Origin of the sequence: Marinitoga hydrogenitolerans DSM 16785 (genome assembly GCF_900129175.1) — a bacterium.
In the GTDB taxonomy this organism is placed as follows: Bacteria; Thermotogota; Thermotogae; order Petrotogales; family Petrotogaceae; genus Marinitoga; species Marinitoga hydrogenitolerans.
This window is the reverse complement of record NZ_FQUI01000025.1, coordinates 15,787-32,802: the sequence shown is the minus strand read 5'-3', so window position 1 is coordinate 32,802 and position 17,016 is coordinate 15,787. Positions and strand designations below refer to the sequence as shown.

12 protein-coding genes and 1 tRNA gene are annotated in these 17,016 nt (G+C 26.6%); 9 read left to right on the top strand and 4 right to left on the bottom strand.

Annotated elements, in window-relative coordinates; all coding sequences use genetic code 11:
• Window positions 1-356: 356 nt before the first annotated feature.
• Window positions 357-782, top strand: coding sequence for a hypothetical protein (locus tag BUA62_RS07610; RefSeq protein ID WP_072865109.1), 426 nt, complete (start codon window positions 357-359; stop codon window positions 780-782).
• A 33-nt stretch (window positions 783-815) separates the two neighbouring features.
• On the opposite strand, the gene BUA62_RS07605 is transcribed toward BUA62_RS07610, so the two are convergent.
• On the bottom strand, window positions 816-2,612 hold the full coding sequence (locus tag BUA62_RS07605; RefSeq protein ID WP_072865107.1) for a hypothetical protein: 1,797 nt from the start codon (window positions 2,610-2,612) through the stop codon (window positions 816-818).
• A gap of 286 nt (window positions 2,613-2,898) precedes the next feature.
• Window positions 2,899-2,975, bottom strand: a tRNA-Ile gene (locus BUA62_RS07600).
• 78 nt (window positions 2,976-3,053) lie between these two features.
• On the opposite strand from BUA62_RS07600, the gene BUA62_RS07595 reads away from it, so the two are divergent.
• The 8 genes from BUA62_RS07595 (at window position 3,054) to BUA62_RS07560 (ending at window position 9,691) form a co-directional block, all read left to right on the top strand.
• Window positions 3,054-3,266 carry a hypothetical protein gene (locus tag BUA62_RS07595; protein WP_072865106.1) on the top strand — a complete coding sequence of 71 codons (213 nt, stop codon included), beginning with the start codon at window positions 3,054-3,056 and terminating at the stop codon, window positions 3,264-3,266.
• Window positions 3,267-3,373: 107 nt separating this feature from the next.
• A complete protein-coding gene (locus tag BUA62_RS07590; protein ID WP_072865104.1) occupies window positions 3,374-3,886 on the top strand; it encodes an adenine phosphoribosyltransferase in 513 nt (170 codons plus the stop codon).
• A gap of 25 nt (window positions 3,887-3,911) precedes the next feature.
• Window positions 3,912-5,279, top strand: a complete 1,368-nt coding sequence (locus BUA62_RS07585) for a glucose-6-phosphate isomerase (protein WP_072865102.1) — start codon at window positions 3,912-3,914, stop codon at window positions 5,277-5,279.
• On the top strand, window positions 5,276-5,839 hold the full coding sequence (gene coaE, locus BUA62_RS07580) for a dephospho-CoA kinase (RefSeq protein ID WP_072865100.1): 564 nt from the start codon (window positions 5,276-5,278) through the stop codon (window positions 5,837-5,839). Before BUA62_RS07585 ends, coaE begins: the two co-directional genes overlap by 4 nt.
• 67 nt (window positions 5,840-5,906) lie before the next feature.
• A complete protein-coding gene (locus tag BUA62_RS07575) occupies window positions 5,907-7,202 on the top strand; it encodes an extracellular solute-binding protein (protein WP_143148345.1) in 1,296 nt (431 codons plus the stop codon).
• Window positions 7,203-7,355: 153 nt separating this feature from the next.
• Window positions 7,356-7,928: a TetR/AcrR family transcriptional regulator gene (locus BUA62_RS07570; protein ID WP_072865096.1), complete on the top strand. Its 573-nt coding sequence runs from the start codon at window positions 7,356-7,358 to the stop codon at window positions 7,926-7,928.
• Between the two features lie 166 nt (window positions 7,929-8,094).
• Window positions 8,095-9,033 carry an inorganic phosphate transporter gene (locus BUA62_RS07565; protein ID WP_072865094.1) on the top strand — a complete coding sequence of 313 codons (939 nt, stop codon included), beginning with the start codon at window positions 8,095-8,097 and terminating at the stop codon, window positions 9,031-9,033.
• 13 nt (window positions 9,034-9,046) lie between these two features.
• On the top strand, window positions 9,047-9,691 hold the full coding sequence (locus BUA62_RS07560) for a TIGR00153 family protein (RefSeq protein WP_072865093.1): 645 nt from the start codon (window positions 9,047-9,049) through the stop codon (window positions 9,689-9,691).
• 33 nt (window positions 9,692-9,724) lie between these two features.
• Here the strand turns inward: BUA62_RS07560 and BUA62_RS07555 are convergent, their stop codons facing one another.
• Both BUA62_RS07555 and BUA62_RS07550 read right to left on the bottom strand, forming a co-directional pair.
• Window positions 9,725-12,361: a hypothetical protein gene (locus BUA62_RS07555; RefSeq protein ID WP_072865091.1), complete on the bottom strand. Its 2,637-nt coding sequence runs from the start codon at window positions 12,359-12,361 to the stop codon at window positions 9,725-9,727.
• Window positions 12,362-12,376: 15 nt separating this feature from the next.
• Window positions 12,377-17,011 (bottom strand): hypothetical protein, encoded by a 4,635-nt coding sequence (locus BUA62_RS07550; RefSeq protein ID WP_072865089.1) that lies wholly within the window; start codon window positions 17,009-17,011, stop codon window positions 12,377-12,379.
• Window positions 17,012-17,016 lie beyond the last annotated feature (5 nt).

Here is a 17,016-nt window from a genome sequence, read left to right as displayed (position 1 = left end):
TTTAATCATAGAAACAGGAGAATAACCAGTTCTACCAACACCAGGGTTTTTAATCTCAGGAACAAGAGACCAGTCAATATAATCAAAAATGGTAAGGATATAAGCAAAAGAAGAATTAGATTTCATATATTCATCATAGACAAAATCGAGATAAAATTGTTTAGGATTATTACTCATGGTTTAACCTCCCTGTAAAAGTGTATAGTTTAATTTTACCGAATTAAACGATAATTTAACTAATTGTATTATACACCAGGGAGGCAAACCTCTTAAAAAGATAATATGAAAGTATTGTAAACAATAGGGTTTTAGAATTTTTGAAGATGGTATTAAGAAAGAGAAAGGGAGGTAATAAAATGCAAGTATCATTAGATCAGCTTATAAATGTTATAATGGCAAAATTGGAAGGATTGGAAATGTCTATGGAAGATTTAAAATTCAGAACTAATATAGCTCTTAGAATTCTTTATAAAAATGAATTATTGACAGAAGAGAATTTAAATGAAGCAATTAAAGATGAATTTAAAGCGCATACAGAATTAGAAGGTAAAAGATTAGAGTTACCTGATGAAAAGGCTAAAGAAATGTCTAAAGATATTTTAAATTGGATAAAAATAGATTTGGAAGAAATGAAAAAGAAAATGCAAGAATATGAAGAACAATTAAAACAAATGTTACAACAAGCAGAAACGCCAGATATTAGCGTTGCTCCACCAGATTTGTTAAATCAATTGGATCAAATGAAAAAAACTAATAAAGGTAATGGTGGATTAATATTGTGAAAATACTATAAAAAGCCCTTTAAAAGGGCTTTTTTATTTTATATTTGGGTTACCTGTATGCTGTGCATTAAATTTATATTGATTTACAACTTTATCATTTACGTCAATAATAGAAACAACGCCTTTTGAAGATGCGGAATATAAAAAACCATTTTCATCCATGGATAAATTAGTAGAATACCCTAGTTTATACTCCTTTTCGATCTTTCCGTTTTCTTTATTAACAAAAATAATATTATGATTTAAAGTAGTAAGAATAATATATTTTTTAGTTAACACACCTGTACCAGGAGCATATCCCACATAAGTTTTCCATAAAATTTCTCCATTATTCAGAGCATATAAAAATTTATTTTTTAAAGCAATGTATATTGTATTTTCAAATTCATCAATTAATGGAAAAGAATAAGGAATATCATCTAAATTATATGAAAACAGCAAATTACCATTTTTATCCAATATTGTGAATTTATTATCGGGTCCAGATATATAAATATTATTTTTAGTATCAATATTGAAATAGTCAGTTTTTCCATTTAAACTAATATGAAAAATAGGATTTAAGTTATTATCAAATTTATACAAATTTCCAAAAATATCGAGATCTATAATATTATTTTCATAATCTATTAAAGGACTTCTTTTTGAGGTTTTAATTTTAAAACTATTAATGGTTTCATTTTTTGAATTAAAAACAAGTAATTTGTCAGACCACAAATGCATTAAATATTTGTCTTTATTTAAAATAGTAACTCCTGAATATAACTCTCCAACATTAAATTCTTTTAAAGATTTCTCATTGTTAATAACAATCAAATTATTTCTAAAACCAGAAAGAAAAATCTTATTATTATAAATTACTGGGAAATCATACGAATAAGAATTTAAATCATAGATATTTTTTATTCCATTTATTAAATCTAATTTATAAAGTTTTTTTGAATAACCGGAAATGAATAAAGAATTATTATTTGCAGAAACACCACTATAAAAGATATCATTTATAATGTATAAATTTAATATTGCTTGAGAAAGAAATTTAATTTTAGGAGTTTCTATAATTTTATTTTCAATATAAATTTTGTTTTCTTTAATATCAAAATCGTCTATATAATAATCTTTGTCGTTAATATTTAATCTATAAAGTTTATTTGATTTTACTTTTTTGGGGATATAAGAATGATTTTTTAAAAATAAAATTTTTTCTTTTGGAATTTGAATATAAAAATTGTAAATAAAAAAATCAAATAAAGAATTTTTTAAATTAACAGTATCATAGAAAAAATAATCACCATTATTCAAATAAAGAATATTTTTATTTTCACTTGAAATATTTGGTCTAAATGATGATTCTATAACAATAGAAGGAAGGATCATTTCACCATATTCTGTTTTTATTTTCCAGAACTTATCAGATATAATCTCAATTGGAGAAAAATGAAAATTTCCGAATTTAGTTGAAATTCTATTTGTTGTAACTCTATTTTTAGAAACAGCTATTTTTAAATCACTTTTATAAATTTTAAATAATATATTAGAATCTTTGAATATAAAATAATCTTTTTCTATTTTTTCAAGATACCCTTTAAAAGTATAATAATTTTTTAGAGAAAAAAACATATTTGATTTTTCTGTTGGAGTAAATTCTATAGTTTTTATTTCGTTGATTGGTAATTTATTAACCTTGTTTTCAATTTTAAAAAATAATTGATAAGCATTAATAGAAAGAAAAGTCCCAGTTAAAGAATCATTAGATGTTGTAATTATTTTCACTCCAAACAGATATGTGAAATTAACAAATAACAAAAATAAAATTAACCATTTTTTCATAAAAACACTCCTTTTATTAATATATCAAGTGATCAATAAATATTATAACATAAAGTTAATTGAAATTGAATAGCAATAAAAGGGATAAGTGATGTTGAAAGAATAATACAAAGTAATTTTTTAGTTAACAAAAAGTTACTTAAAAGTTAATAGGTGTAAGTAAGATAGAATGTGCAATTTAAGAATTAAAAAATTAACATAAAAATCAAAAAAACTTGACAAAAAAAATAAAATATATTAAAATAATAAGTAGGTATAAAAAAATCGGGGCTTTTAAACCCCGATATGGTGGGCTCGGGTGGATTCGAACCACCGACCTCCCGGTTATGAGCCGGAAGCTCTCACCAACTGAGCTACGAGCCCTATATGATTTAAGCGATTAGATTATAACATCTAATTTAATTTTTGTCAAGGGGTTTTTTTGAAGGGAGTGATAAAAAAATGAAAACATTAGATGTTGAAAGTAAAGAAAATTTTAATAATCTAGATCCAATTAAAATAACATTAAATAAATATCCAAGAGTTCTTGTTTTAAAAGCTGCATTTGAAACTTTGAAAGAGGGAAATAAAGTAACTTTAGTTGAATTAGAAAAGAAAATAATTTTTCTATTAAATTATTCTTATAATATTAAAGAAAAAAGAAGACCCCATTGATTAATATGGGGTCTTTTTATTTTTATAAAATTTATGATGTTTAATGTTGTTTTTTAAAAAAAATATGGTAAAATACCTTTGTTAATAAATTCGAAGGAGGAATAGAGATGAATTTTAAAGATTATATTAGAGATATACCTGATTTTCCAAAGCCAGGTATAATATTTAAAGACATTACGCCATTATTAGCTACACCAAAAGTTTTTAAAGAAGTAATTGATACTATGGCAGATAAAGTTAAAGATTCAGATTTTGATACAATAATAGTTCCTGAGGCTAGAGGGTTTTTATTCGGTTCAGCCCTAGCATATAAGTTAGGTAAAAAATTAGTTCCAGTAAGAAAACCTGGAAAACTTCCATATGATATTGTTGAAGTTTCATATTCTTTAGAATATGGAGAAACAAGGATACAAATGCATAAAGATGCATTATCAAAAGGAGAAAAAGTTTTAATTGTGGATGATGTTTTAGCTACAGGTGGAACAATAAAGGCAATTGAGACTTTAGTAAAAAAACTTGATGCAGAAGTTTCTGGGATTTTATGTTTAATAGAACTGAGCTTTTTAAATCCAAGAGAAAAATTGTCAAATATCAAAGTAGATAGCATATTGATATATTAACTTTTGCTAAAAGGGAGGGGAAAATATGAAAGGTATAAAATTTGATTTTACAAATATGTTTTATCCTAATATAGAAAAAGGAATAAAATATGAAGACATCAATGGATATAAAAATAAGATGGAAAAAATAATTTCAGAAATTTTGGAGGAAGAACCAGGATTTGTTAAACTTCTAAAAAACACAAAATATCTAGATAAAATATTAGATATACAAGAATGGATACAATCATTTGACAATTTTGTGGTTTTAGGTATTGGAGGATCTGCATTAGGAAATATAGCTTTACAAACAACATTAAACCCATTGAATTATAATAATATGAATAATAGAAAAACTCCAAAGATATTTATAGTTGATAATGTTGATCCGGATTTTGTTGCATCTGTTTTAGATCAGATTGATCCGCATACTACATTATTTAACGTTATCTCTAAATCTGGAACTACAGCAGAGGCTATGTCAAATTATTTAATTGCTAGAGGAATAATCGAAAGTTATGGATTAGATCCAAAAAAACACCTTATATTTACCACAGATCCTGAAAATGGTATTTTAAGGAAAATAGCAAAAGAAGAAGGAATTGAAACGTTAGAAATTCCACCTGAAGTTGGAGGAAGGTTTAGTGTTTTAACTCCAGTTGGATTATTATCTGCTTTAGCTGGGGGCATCGATGTTATTGATTTATTAAATGGTGCAAAATCAATGCTTGAAAAAGTTTCAAACAAAAATATATATGAAAATCCGGCAGCTTTAAATGCCTTATTACACTTTTTATATTATAAAAATGGTTATAATATTTCAGTGATGATGCCATATTCCAATAAATTATTCTTATTAGCAGATTGGTATAGACAATTATGGGCAGAAAGTTTAGGTAAAAAATATAATATAAATGGTGAAGTTGTAAATGTTGGGCAAACACCAGTAAAAGCGTTAGGAGCTACAGATCAGCACTCTCAAGTTCAATTATATAATGAAGGTCCAGATGATAAAATTATAACTTTAATAAAATTAGAAAAATTTGAAAGAGATATTAAAATCCCTAAAGTACATGAAGAATATTCTGCTCTTTCATATTTGGGTGGAAAAACATTATCTGAATTGTTAAATACAGAATTATTTGGAACAGAATATGCATTAACAGAACATGGGAAACCTAATATGAAAATTATATTCCCTGAAATTAATGCATTTAACGTAGGTCAATTTTTCTTTGTATATGAATTTCAGACAGCAATTATGGGAAAGTTATTAGAAATTGATGCCTATGATCAACCAGGTGTTGAATTAGGTAAAAAAGTCACATATGCACTTATGGGAAGAGAAGGATACGAAGAATTTGCAAAAGAAGTAAAAGAAAAAGTTGAGAAAAAGGAAAAATTTATATTATGAAAATAATAGGTATAACTGGGTATGCCGGGAGTGGTAAAAGCACTATAGCCAAGATTCTAAAGAGTCTTGGCTATAGTGTTGTTGACCTGGATAAAGTAGGACATGAAATTCTTAAGGAGAAAAAAGTAAAAGAGAAATTAAAATCAGTTTTTGGAGAATTTATATTTGAAAAAGGAGAAATAAAAAGAGATAGATTATCTGAAATTGTTTTTAAAAATAATGATAAACTAGAATTATTAAATAATATATTACATCCAATTATAAAAGAAAAAGTGAAGGAAAAAATAAAAAAAATTAATAAGGAAATAGTTTTTATTGATGGAGCATTAATTGAAAAAATAGGTTTAGATGAAATATGTGATTATATTATCTTTGTCGAATCTTCTGAAGAAAATAGGCTAAAAAGATTAACTGAACTGAGAAAGATGCCTCTTTGGAAGGCTGAAAAAATAATTAATTCACAAAAAAAATTAAAATACAAATATAACTTTAAAATAGTTAATAATAACGGATTATATACAATTAAAAATGAATTATTAAAGATACTTCATAAAATTTAATTTGATTTTATATTATTCGATGTAGTATAATGTAATGTTAATCAAATCTATTCGGGAGGTGTTACGGGTGAAGAAGTTACTTTTAGTAACCTTGTTATTATTTGTTATGGTATTTTCATTTGGTGAAAAAATCAAAGTGGAATTTTGGCATGCTATGGGAGGGGGTCATGGAAAAACATTAGAAGAATTAGTTGCAGCATTTAATAGAGAAAATCCTTATGTTGAAGTTGTACCTGTATATGTAGGAAATTATGGTGCTTTATCAAGAAAATTGTTAAGTACAGTTGTTGCTTATAACGAAGGAACAAGGGATAATTTACCAGTTATTGCTCAAGCATATTCAAATTGGACATCAAAATATCTTCAAAGTGAAGGCATTGTTGAACCATTAAATAAATTTATTTATGGTGATGCGGAATTTAAAGAAGTATGGGAAAATCAAATTTATCAAGTATTTAAAGATATTTGTACATGGGGAGACACTATTTATTCTATTCCATTCAACAAAAGTGTTTACACAAATTATTATAACGTAGATTTATTCGATTTATATGGAGTAGAACCACCAAAAACATTAGATGAATTATATGAGGTGGCAACACAGTTAACAGAAGATGTAGATGGTGATGGACAGATTGATCAGTATGGTTTAGGATTTAGAACAACAGTAGATGATTTCCAAACATTCTTATATGCAATGAATGGAAAAGTATTAGAATATGCAGGTAATGGAAAGTGGAAAATAGTTTTAGATAAAGATACAACAGTAAAAACTCTTAATTTTATGTATAAATTGAAATCTGATGAAGTAGCATTTGTTCAAGGTGGATACTTAAATGATCCATTTGGAAATGGCCAAATAGCAATGTACATGGGAACAATAGCAGGAAAACCATATGTGGAAAAATCCATTAAAGGAAAATATGAATGGTCATGGTCACCATTACCTTCAGTTGATGGCGTGCCACATTCACCAATAGCAGGAACAGATTTAATTATGTTTGCTTGGGCATCAAATGCACAAAAACAAGCAGCATGGATGTTTATGAATTTCTTATTAGATAAAGTAAATCAGGCATATTGGGCAGTAAATACAGGATATGTTCCTGTTAGAAAAGATGTAGTAGAAACACCACAATGGAAATCATATGTTGCAAATGATGAAAAACCAACAATAGCATTGAATTCATTAAAAACAGCAGTTCCAGATCCAAAACCAGCAGCATGGTATGATATTAGAGGAGCATTAGGAACAATTACAAGTGATTTCTTATATGATAAAATAACAGCAGAAGAAGCATATAATAGAATGGTTGAAGAAATGAAAAACTTACTTATTGAAAATGAAGAATTAGCAGAATAAATTTTCTTTTATTGAGGCGTTAACGCGCCTCAATTTTTTTCGTTCGACAATTGTTACAAAAAATTAACCATTTAAATATATCAGATGATTTGACAATCATATAAAATGATGATATAATTTGTTTATAAAATGATAAAAAGGAGGTTAATTTTTATGGCAAGAAGGCCAAACCCAACTTTAAGAGCTAAAAGAAAAGAAAACCTAATGCAATCTATAATAAAAATTATAAACGAGGAATCCATATCGGAGGCTACAACAAGGCATATTTCTGAAATGTCTAATTTGACAATAGCATCATTACATTATTATTTTGGTTCTAAAGACGGTGCTTTAGTGGCAACAGGTGAAGGAATTTTGGATGAATGGATTAGTGAAATATTGAAAAAGAAAACAATAACAGCAGAAGAAAAAATAAGAAGAATATTTACACCACCAAAATATATGATAGCATTTTCTCAAATTCTTACGCATCCATATAGACAAAAAAGTGTTTCAAGAAAAGCAAAATTTTTAGATATGAATTTTACTAATGTAATCAAAGAATTTTTAAAAATTCATGAAATTGGATTAGATGATATTGAAAGGAGTTCGGAATTGATAAAAACATTTTTAATTGGATTGAGTTTTAAAATTATTGTTAATCCAGATATTTTAGATACTGAATTAGCTAATTTAAAGAACTTTTTTAATAAAAAAGAAGAATTGCCAGATATTAAAGGTTTTTAATGAGGAAAAATTTTCCTCATTTTTTTTTTAAGAAAAAAAGTATTACGTGAATATTTAGATTTAACTAATTGTAATTGAGAGTTACACCTTTTTTTTAGATTTTAAAAAAACAAAATACTATAGTATAATACAGTATTATATAAGTCGTAGTAAAGAAGGTGGAATCATGTTTTTTTACTTGTTACCAGCAGTTTTTTTTGGATGGTCTTTAGGTGCAAACGATGCAGCAAATATTTTTGGGACAGCTGTATCAAATAGAATTGTAAGGTATAGAGTAGCAACAATTATTTCTGCAATTTTTATTCTTATAGGAGCGATAATTGGTGGTGCTAAAGGTATTGAAACAATTAGCAATGTAACTGCTCAGAGTCTGATATCTGGATCTATCTCGGTTTTATCTGCAGCAATAACAATGACAATAATGACTTATCTTGGCGTCCCAGTTTCCTCTTCACAAGCAATAGTAGGTTCTATAATGGCAGTTGGATTAATTGAGGGTGGTGTTAATTGGGGAATAATTTTAAAATTAGTACTAGCCTGGATTGGGACTCCTATTGGGGGAATGATTTTTGGCTATATTTCTTATAAGTTTCTTTCTATACCTTTTAATAAAATTAAGTCTATATATGCAAAAGAAAGGGTTGTTCAAATAGCTACACTTATTATAGGAGCTTATGGAGCTTATTCTTTAGGTGCAAATAATGTTGCCAATATAACAGGTGTGTTTGCGAGTACAATAGGAGTACCAATGGCGGCATTAGTTGGTGGTTTGGCTATATCTTTTGGTGTATTAACATATAGTTATAAAGTTATGATGACAGTTGGAACACAAATAATTGAATTAGATTATTTCTCAGCTGCTATTGCTGTTTTAGGTGAATCAATAACTGTATGGATATATGCTTTATTAGGAATACCAGTATCAACTTCCCAAGCTATAGTTGGTGCTGTAATAGGTGCAGGATATGCAAGAGGTTCTAGATTAACAAATAAAAAGGTTTTATTAAAAATTTTAAGTGCATGGGTTAATACACCGATATCCGCTGGACTAATCACAGCATTGATATATTTTGTATTAAAAGTAATATTTAAAGTAGCCGTATAAAGGAGGTATTGTTATGGGTTTATTTTTTGGAAAAAAAGAGAAAAAAATTATTGAATTATTCAACGAACATCTTGAAGCTGTTGATAATACTATCGAAAAATTAGAGGATTTGATAATTAATTTAGATAAAGGAACAGAAAAAATAAAAGAATTAGCGGATGAGGTTAGGAATGCAGAAACAGAAGCAGATAAGATTAGAAGGCAGGCAGAATTAGAAATGTATTCTGGAGCATTTCTACCTAATTTTAGAGGAGATCTACTGGGAACTGTAGAATCGATGGATAGAATTGCTAATAAGGCAGAAAGTGTAGCTGATGAAATCGAATTGCAAAATTTAAAAGTTCCAGATGAGATATTATCAGATCTAGAAGAATTAATAAAAAAGTCCCAGGTAACATATAAAGCAGTAAAAGAAGCCGCTAAAGAAATGTTTGAAGATTTCGAAAAAGCAAATGAAATGATATTAAAGACAGAAAATTATGAACATGAAACAGATATTATTGAAAGAGATATTATTAGAAAGATCTTTTCTTTAAATATATCTCTTGCAGAAAAAATACAATTAAAAAAATTAGTTCACAGGATTGCTGACATTTCCGATACGTCTGAAGATGTTTCTGATAGGATCCAAATTATCATATATAAAAGAAAAGTATAGCTTCTGCAAAAAGCAGAAGCTATACTTTTTATATTATAGTATATTTATAATTATATGGTATTCAAATGAAGTGTTTTCCGACCAATTATAAATAACCAATTCAACTAAATACATACCTGACGAATCAAAAATATTAGCAGGAATATTATAAGATAGATCAGTTATTGAAAAATTTGGAGTATCTGGATCATAATCATCAGCAACTCTTATTCTATTTTCCCAATCAACCATATATGTTGTTTCATCAATTTTTGCTACATTAATTTCAGCACCTTCATAAAATAAAGTTAAGTTATTATTCCATTGAAGGGTGATGGATTCTCCGTAATAATATGTATTAAAATTATTTGGGGATGTTATTTCCAAAGTGTTTTCTGGATATAATGCACCTAAATATATGTTTTTTGTATCAACTATATTATCATTATAATCGTACACTTTTATAGTATAATTAGTATTTTCATAAGAGTTTAAATTAGAAACATCAAAAATTTTTTCATTATAATAATAATTATCTTTTTCAAAATATAAATCAGTTATATATACGTCATTTTTCCATACTTCGACATTTTTTACGTTTTCAGGATTAGAAATATTTACATCAAATCTTAAAGCTAATTCTGGAGTGGGATTACCAAATTCATCTGGTCGTATTCTTGTTATACCCTCTATTTCATAATCTGTTATTTGAGGTTCTTGCATATTTTGTTGATTGAAATCAATAGTAGATATTATTAATGGATTTTCAATTCCGCTGATTAATCCTCCAAAATGAGCATTGGGGAAATTAATGGTTATAGTTTCTATTTCTATCGATTCTACATTCATAGTCCCTTCTAATGTTATTTCTGGCAAGTATATATTTAAATCTTTAAATTTTTCTGGATTTTCAAAAAATACTGCAGGGTATAATATAACATTACCCCCTATATGCATTGGATAATTTATATCCGTAATTGCTAAGTTTGTAATATTTTGATAAAATAGTTCCCACGTTGAAAATAAATCCATTGGTCCAGATGTAATGTCATGATCTTGATATAAATAATCCATTATGGAATCCTGTAAACTATAATTTATAGAATCTTTTAAAGAAAGTATAGAATTTTGAATAGATGCAACACTTGTTTCAAATAAATTATCCCTTGCGTTTAACATATTCCCTAAAATATTGTTTATTAATTCTTCCTTAGTAATAATATAATCATCAGTCAGATTATAAAATAACTCCATGAATGAAGCTTCTGGTGTTTCTGATGCGATAATATCTGTAAATGTTGCAGAAGGTGTAGTCAGATTATATAAGAATAGTCCTTTACTTGGAATATAAATATTGTTTAATATAAAAGATAGCATGGAGATAAATCCTTCATCAATGATTAAATAGTCGTTAGTATCAAATGTTGGGGAATATCCATCATCAGCAAATCCCTGGTTTTTAAATTGTTCTAGTAATTCCCAATCGAATATAGCATCACCCAAGGTGTTTTTATCAATGCCAATAAATTCTATACTTTCAATATTTTGGTAATCTTTTAATATTAGATCTGTATATAAACCTAAACTTTTTCTTTGTGGTTCAGGATTATCGGTATATGTTACAGTTGCTTCAATATGTAGTTCAATATCATTATTAATTATACCATCACCATTCCAATCAAAATCATTTATTTCCCATTTAAAATTTGCATCAAGATAATTATCTAGCTTTAAATTTTGAGCATAGTTGCCAATCTTTTCTATTAAATTTATTATAGAGGTTTCAAGCGAATCAGGCATATTAATTATATTTGTAATTAATTCGAAAATATCATTATTTTCTAAAGATAAGAATATTGAATTTATAAAATTACTATGATTATTTAAAATAGACATGACATCATTCGCTAATGATGGAGTATTTAAAAACACATAAGCGATATTTCTATAAGTTTCTGTTGAGATAGCAGAAATATCAGTGTTTGAGTTTAAAGTTATTATTTCAGGTGTAGGAATTAACGTAATATCATAACCAAAATTAGCTGTAAAAATTGAGAAATCTATTATATTAACCTTCCAGTCTTCTAATTTATAATCATATATATTAGACCATATATCTTTTTTAACAATATTTAATGCAGGTCCTATATCAAATCTTGAAAATTCAGGAGGTACATTTTCTTCCCATGGGTCCATTCCATAATAGTATATAAACGAAGCAAAGTCGGTTAAACCAACCTTTCCATCTAAATTGAAATCTCCAAGTAATCCACCCCACTTCCAATTATAAGGGTTCCATTCTTCAAAATCTTTATTTATAGAAGTCCTTGAAAAGTAATTGATTTTTTCTATTTTGAAATTTTTTGAATGAATTTTTAAAAGTGTATCCCCAATTTCTGCAATTCCAGAGGTAGAAACAGCCACAAGTATCTTTCCGTCCTTTTCTTTTATAATACTCATAAAAGATGGTGGGATTTCAATTTTATCAGATGTGATATTCTCAATTAAAAATTCAAAAGAATCTGCTTCTATTTTTGATTTAATGAAAGAAATATTTTCAAAAGACTCAATATAAATAATATTAGTTATATTATTATCTAAATTATTTTTTAAATTATTGGTTTCTCTTACACAACCTATTAATAATAATGCTATTATTACAATAAATAATATAATTTTATAGTTGCGCATTCAAAATCCCCCCTTTCACTCTGAATCTGTTATTTCTATATTGTTTTCAATTTCAAGTCTAATAGGTGTAGTATTATCTTTGAATAATACAAAACCATCAATAATATCAATAAAAGTATTAGCAAAAAGTCCTTTTTTACTTATTTCAAATTCTGCAATTTCTGTATTGGATAAATCAAAACTTGAATCTGAATATATAGAAATGATAATCTCCATATATTCCTCATTATTCCAATTATTTGATTTAATAGATGACTTAATAAAACCATTATTAGAACCAATTTTCAAAGAACTGGAATCAATAGATATTGATTCTGGATCAACCTTTAAATAAATCTCTAACCCTCTCACATCATTTATATCATTTCCTTGTGTAATAATAGAAAAGGTGGCTGTGTCAGTTAAATTAATTTGATCTTTACTAAATCTAACAAAATTATTATATAACGTGTTATCATACATAAATGATTTTACAGGTGAAATTATTATATTATTTCCATCATCAGCTATTACAGCATAGTAATAAATACCATCATATTCTTGTCCGTTAAATAGTTCCCATAACTCTATTTCCATAATATCACCAGAATTACCAATTAAATCATTTTCAAAAATATTTGGTTTTGTGGATACTTCACCCCAATCATTCATCATTAAAACATAATACTTTATCTGAGAATTTGATAAACTTGTTGCAATAAATGATATTTTATCTAAAGGAGTAGATCTTTCCATATTAGAAGGTCCATCTATATCTAGTTTTAAATCATTATTTTTTAAAATATTAAAACTTCTTATAGGAGATATATAATACTTGCTGTATTCAAGATCATTTGTTTCAACTAACCACAGGTAAATTCCATCTTTTAATTCCAAGTTATAGTAATTATTTTGTGGATAATCGAAATTTTCAATATAACCAACTGAAGTCTCGATGAATTTTTTTGCAGATGTGAGCTGGAATGAATAATCATAAATATTATCAATATTTTCCCATGAAAAAGTTAGATTTGTATATGGTTCAGTAGAAATAAATATTTCACCATTTAGCGGATTGTATAGATTTATTATATTTTCTTCAGTTGGAGACCACCAATCTTGTATTTCAAAAGCAAATTTGGCACTAACAATATTTTCATTAAAATCTTTTAAATACCATGAATATAAACCTTCATTTTCAAATGTAACATAAGTCCAATTATCGCTATTTGTTGGTTCTGAATATATAATATTACCATCTTCATCCATTATTTCAAAAATTAAATCATTTAAATGTTCAGTAATAAAATAATTAGTATGCCAACCAAATGAAATAGTATAATAATCAAATATAGACATTGGTTCTGGATAATCCAATAATACTTTATAAGCATCTGTGTTAACAAATAACCATCTATGTTCTGTTTCTTTATAATTATCATAATTTTCAGTAGGAATAGATACCCACCATTTATAAATGCCATCAGGCAAGATCTTTGTAAAATTAAAGGTTATTTCTCCGGTGACAGGATCTGTATCTGTTGCATAATCTGTTGGAGTTACTATTGTATCATATGTGTTATCCCATGTATCAATAGGTTTTATATGTAATTCAAAATTTCCAATATATTCAGGATCATATCCCCATATAAATTCTATCTCATTTGTTAAAGTTGTGGTTGCTTCCCCATCAAGAGGATGAATTGAATGTAAATCTAATAGTAATATGCTTTCTTCAATATAGAAATACCATATTGGGCCTTCAATATAATCACTATCATTGATATAAGCTCGTATTTTCCATTCGTATGAGGTATTAGGTAAAAATCCATCAACGAAGGCTTCAGCTTCATAATTTCCAAATTCATCGTTCCGAATTGTATCAATATCTTCAAAAACTTGCCAATTTTCAGAATCTTCATCTCTATAATATAATTTAAATATATCATTTGATGATTTTTCTGTAGGTAAATTATTAACCCCCCATTTGAAATATATTTCCATAGATGTAGTATCAATAGGTGCTTGAATAAATTCTGGAGGTTCTATAGGATAAAAATATGTAACTTCCTCAACGGTTCCGACTTTAAATTTATTATATTGGCTATCCAAGTCTATATTTTCAAATGTATCTGGATTAGTGTAGTATCCTTCAACCCACCAGCCATATATACCACTTTCTAATTCAAGAGAAATTGAAGTCGTAGTTAGTTGATAATCATAGTAATTCCAAGGTTCAGTTAATTGTTCAATATGAAGTATATAGTAATCCGCATCGATATTAATATTTTCATTATTTTGATGAAAATATGCTTGCCATTCAAAATTAATAATAGTTGGTGACTCTGTGAAATGTCTATCATATTCAGGTTTTATAAGATCTATGAAATAATAATTTTCTTCTGAAAATACACTAAACCAATAAGGGTTTTCAGGATATATTTTCTCGATTTTACCATTTCCAAAATCAGCATATCCTATAACAGCCCAGAAATAATCGCCTTCATTTAAATTAATAGTAATTTGTGTATTAGACGTTTTGATAAATTTTAACAGATCTTGAGAATTGATATATTCATCTATATAATTCCAAATATTTACTTCACTTGTATCAATTAATACTTCATAAGTGATTGTAGCATTTAAATCAGGGGATAAATGCCATCTTAAAGTAACAGAAGTTCCAATAATGCTTATATCGTCTTGATATATGAAATATTGTTCTTTCCCTAAATCTTCTATATTAATAGTAAATGTTGAATCTAAACCTTCTATTAGACCTTTAAATGTAGAATCAGGTAATTCGAACAAAAGTTCTGTTGAATCATAAGTTAAAATAAGAGAGATATCAGGTAAGAAAATATTTAAATCTGAAAAATCTGTGGGATTATCAAAATATATACCCGGATATAAATTGAAAGATTGATTATATCCAATAGGTATTTCTACACTTTCTGATGGATTGTTAATAAGATTAGCCAAATCTTCCATTTGTTTTAAAAAATTCATTGAATTATTAAATATATAATCTGGAACAGGAGGTTTTTCACCAGAAGTTATGTCATGAGAATTTTCAATATAATCCATAATTTTATCTTCAAAAAATACATTAATTAATTTATTAAGAGACAATAAATCATTTTTGATGTTGTTAATTAATTCAATAGATTTATTATAATCTCTAAAGATTAACATATTTCCAAATATTGAATTTTGTAATTCTTCTCCCAAAATTTTTTCTGAATCAGCAGGAGGAGGGTTTTTTAATAAATCAATTAAGAGATTAGAAATATATTTTTTCAAGTTTTCATCATTATTTATAGCATTTTTGATATTTAAAGAAGGATTATTAAGATCATATATAAATAAAGCTTTTCCTATAATACCAATAATGTTGGTGACTAAACTTATACCAGAAACAGTTCCTTCGTCTATTAACAGATAGTCATTATTATCAAATGAAGGAGTATAATTTTCATCTATATTCTCATCAAAAAATAATTCATAATCAAATACAGCATCTCCACCATTTTGATCAATTCCAACAATTTGAGGAGCAGGATATATCTTGAAAAGTTTATAAAATTCCATGTTTGTAATACTGCCATCATCATTTTTAATTTTTAACATTAATGGTGAAGTTTCTTCAATGGTTCCATCACCATCCCAATCGAAATTATTTATTTCAAATTTAATATCATTATATAAATATCCATATTGTACACTTCCAAGTAGATTAGAAAATTCATTTATATCTTCTATTATCGTTAATAATGCAGTTTCAGTAGCCTCCGTCATATTGATTAAATATTTTATAATTGGTGTAGAACTTTCTGTTAAAAAAGAAGATGAAATTGAGTTTATAAGATCAGGATTGTTCGTTATGAAATCTGTAATAGTGCTAATTAATGTAGGAATTTGTTTTAGTCCCTTGACAATATTTTTTTCTATATTATCCTGGATTTCAGAAATATCAGTATTTGCATTTACTACGATGGTTGGTTGGGAAGAAATAATATTTTTACTATAATTAAATGCAAAAATAGAAAAATCTGATAAGCTAATTTTTCCATCAGGAACTGCCAAATCAAAAATATCATTCCATATGCCTTTATGAGAGAAATTTTTAGCGGGGCCAATATCAATTAAATCAAAATCTTTCATATTGCCATCAAAATTGGATCTTTCACTGCCATAAAATACTGTAAATGATGAAAAATCACTTATTCCGACGCTACCATCAAAATCAAAATCGCCTAATAACCCAAAAGAAACTCCTTTATCATAGTAATCAAAATTTTTTGTAATGGAAAATCTGTTATAAGTTTCAACATTATTAATTTTAAAATTGCTCGTATTTATTTTCATAATAATATCTCCAGAACGAATAGTTTTTGGTGAAGAAATAGCAATTTTTAAATATTTTTCTTTTTTTATTATTTTTAGAAATTCCGAAGGGATATAAATATTTTTTGCATCTATATTTTCTATTGTTAGTTCAAAAGAATCAGCTTCTATATTTGATTTCACTATAAACTCATCACCATTTTTTTCAACAAGGATAGAATTTAAATTTTCTTTTGTAGTATTTTCTGAATTTCTAAAATTAAAACAAGAAGTTAATAGAAAAATTATTAATAACGCAATTAAAAATAAAGTTCTTTTTTTCATACTTT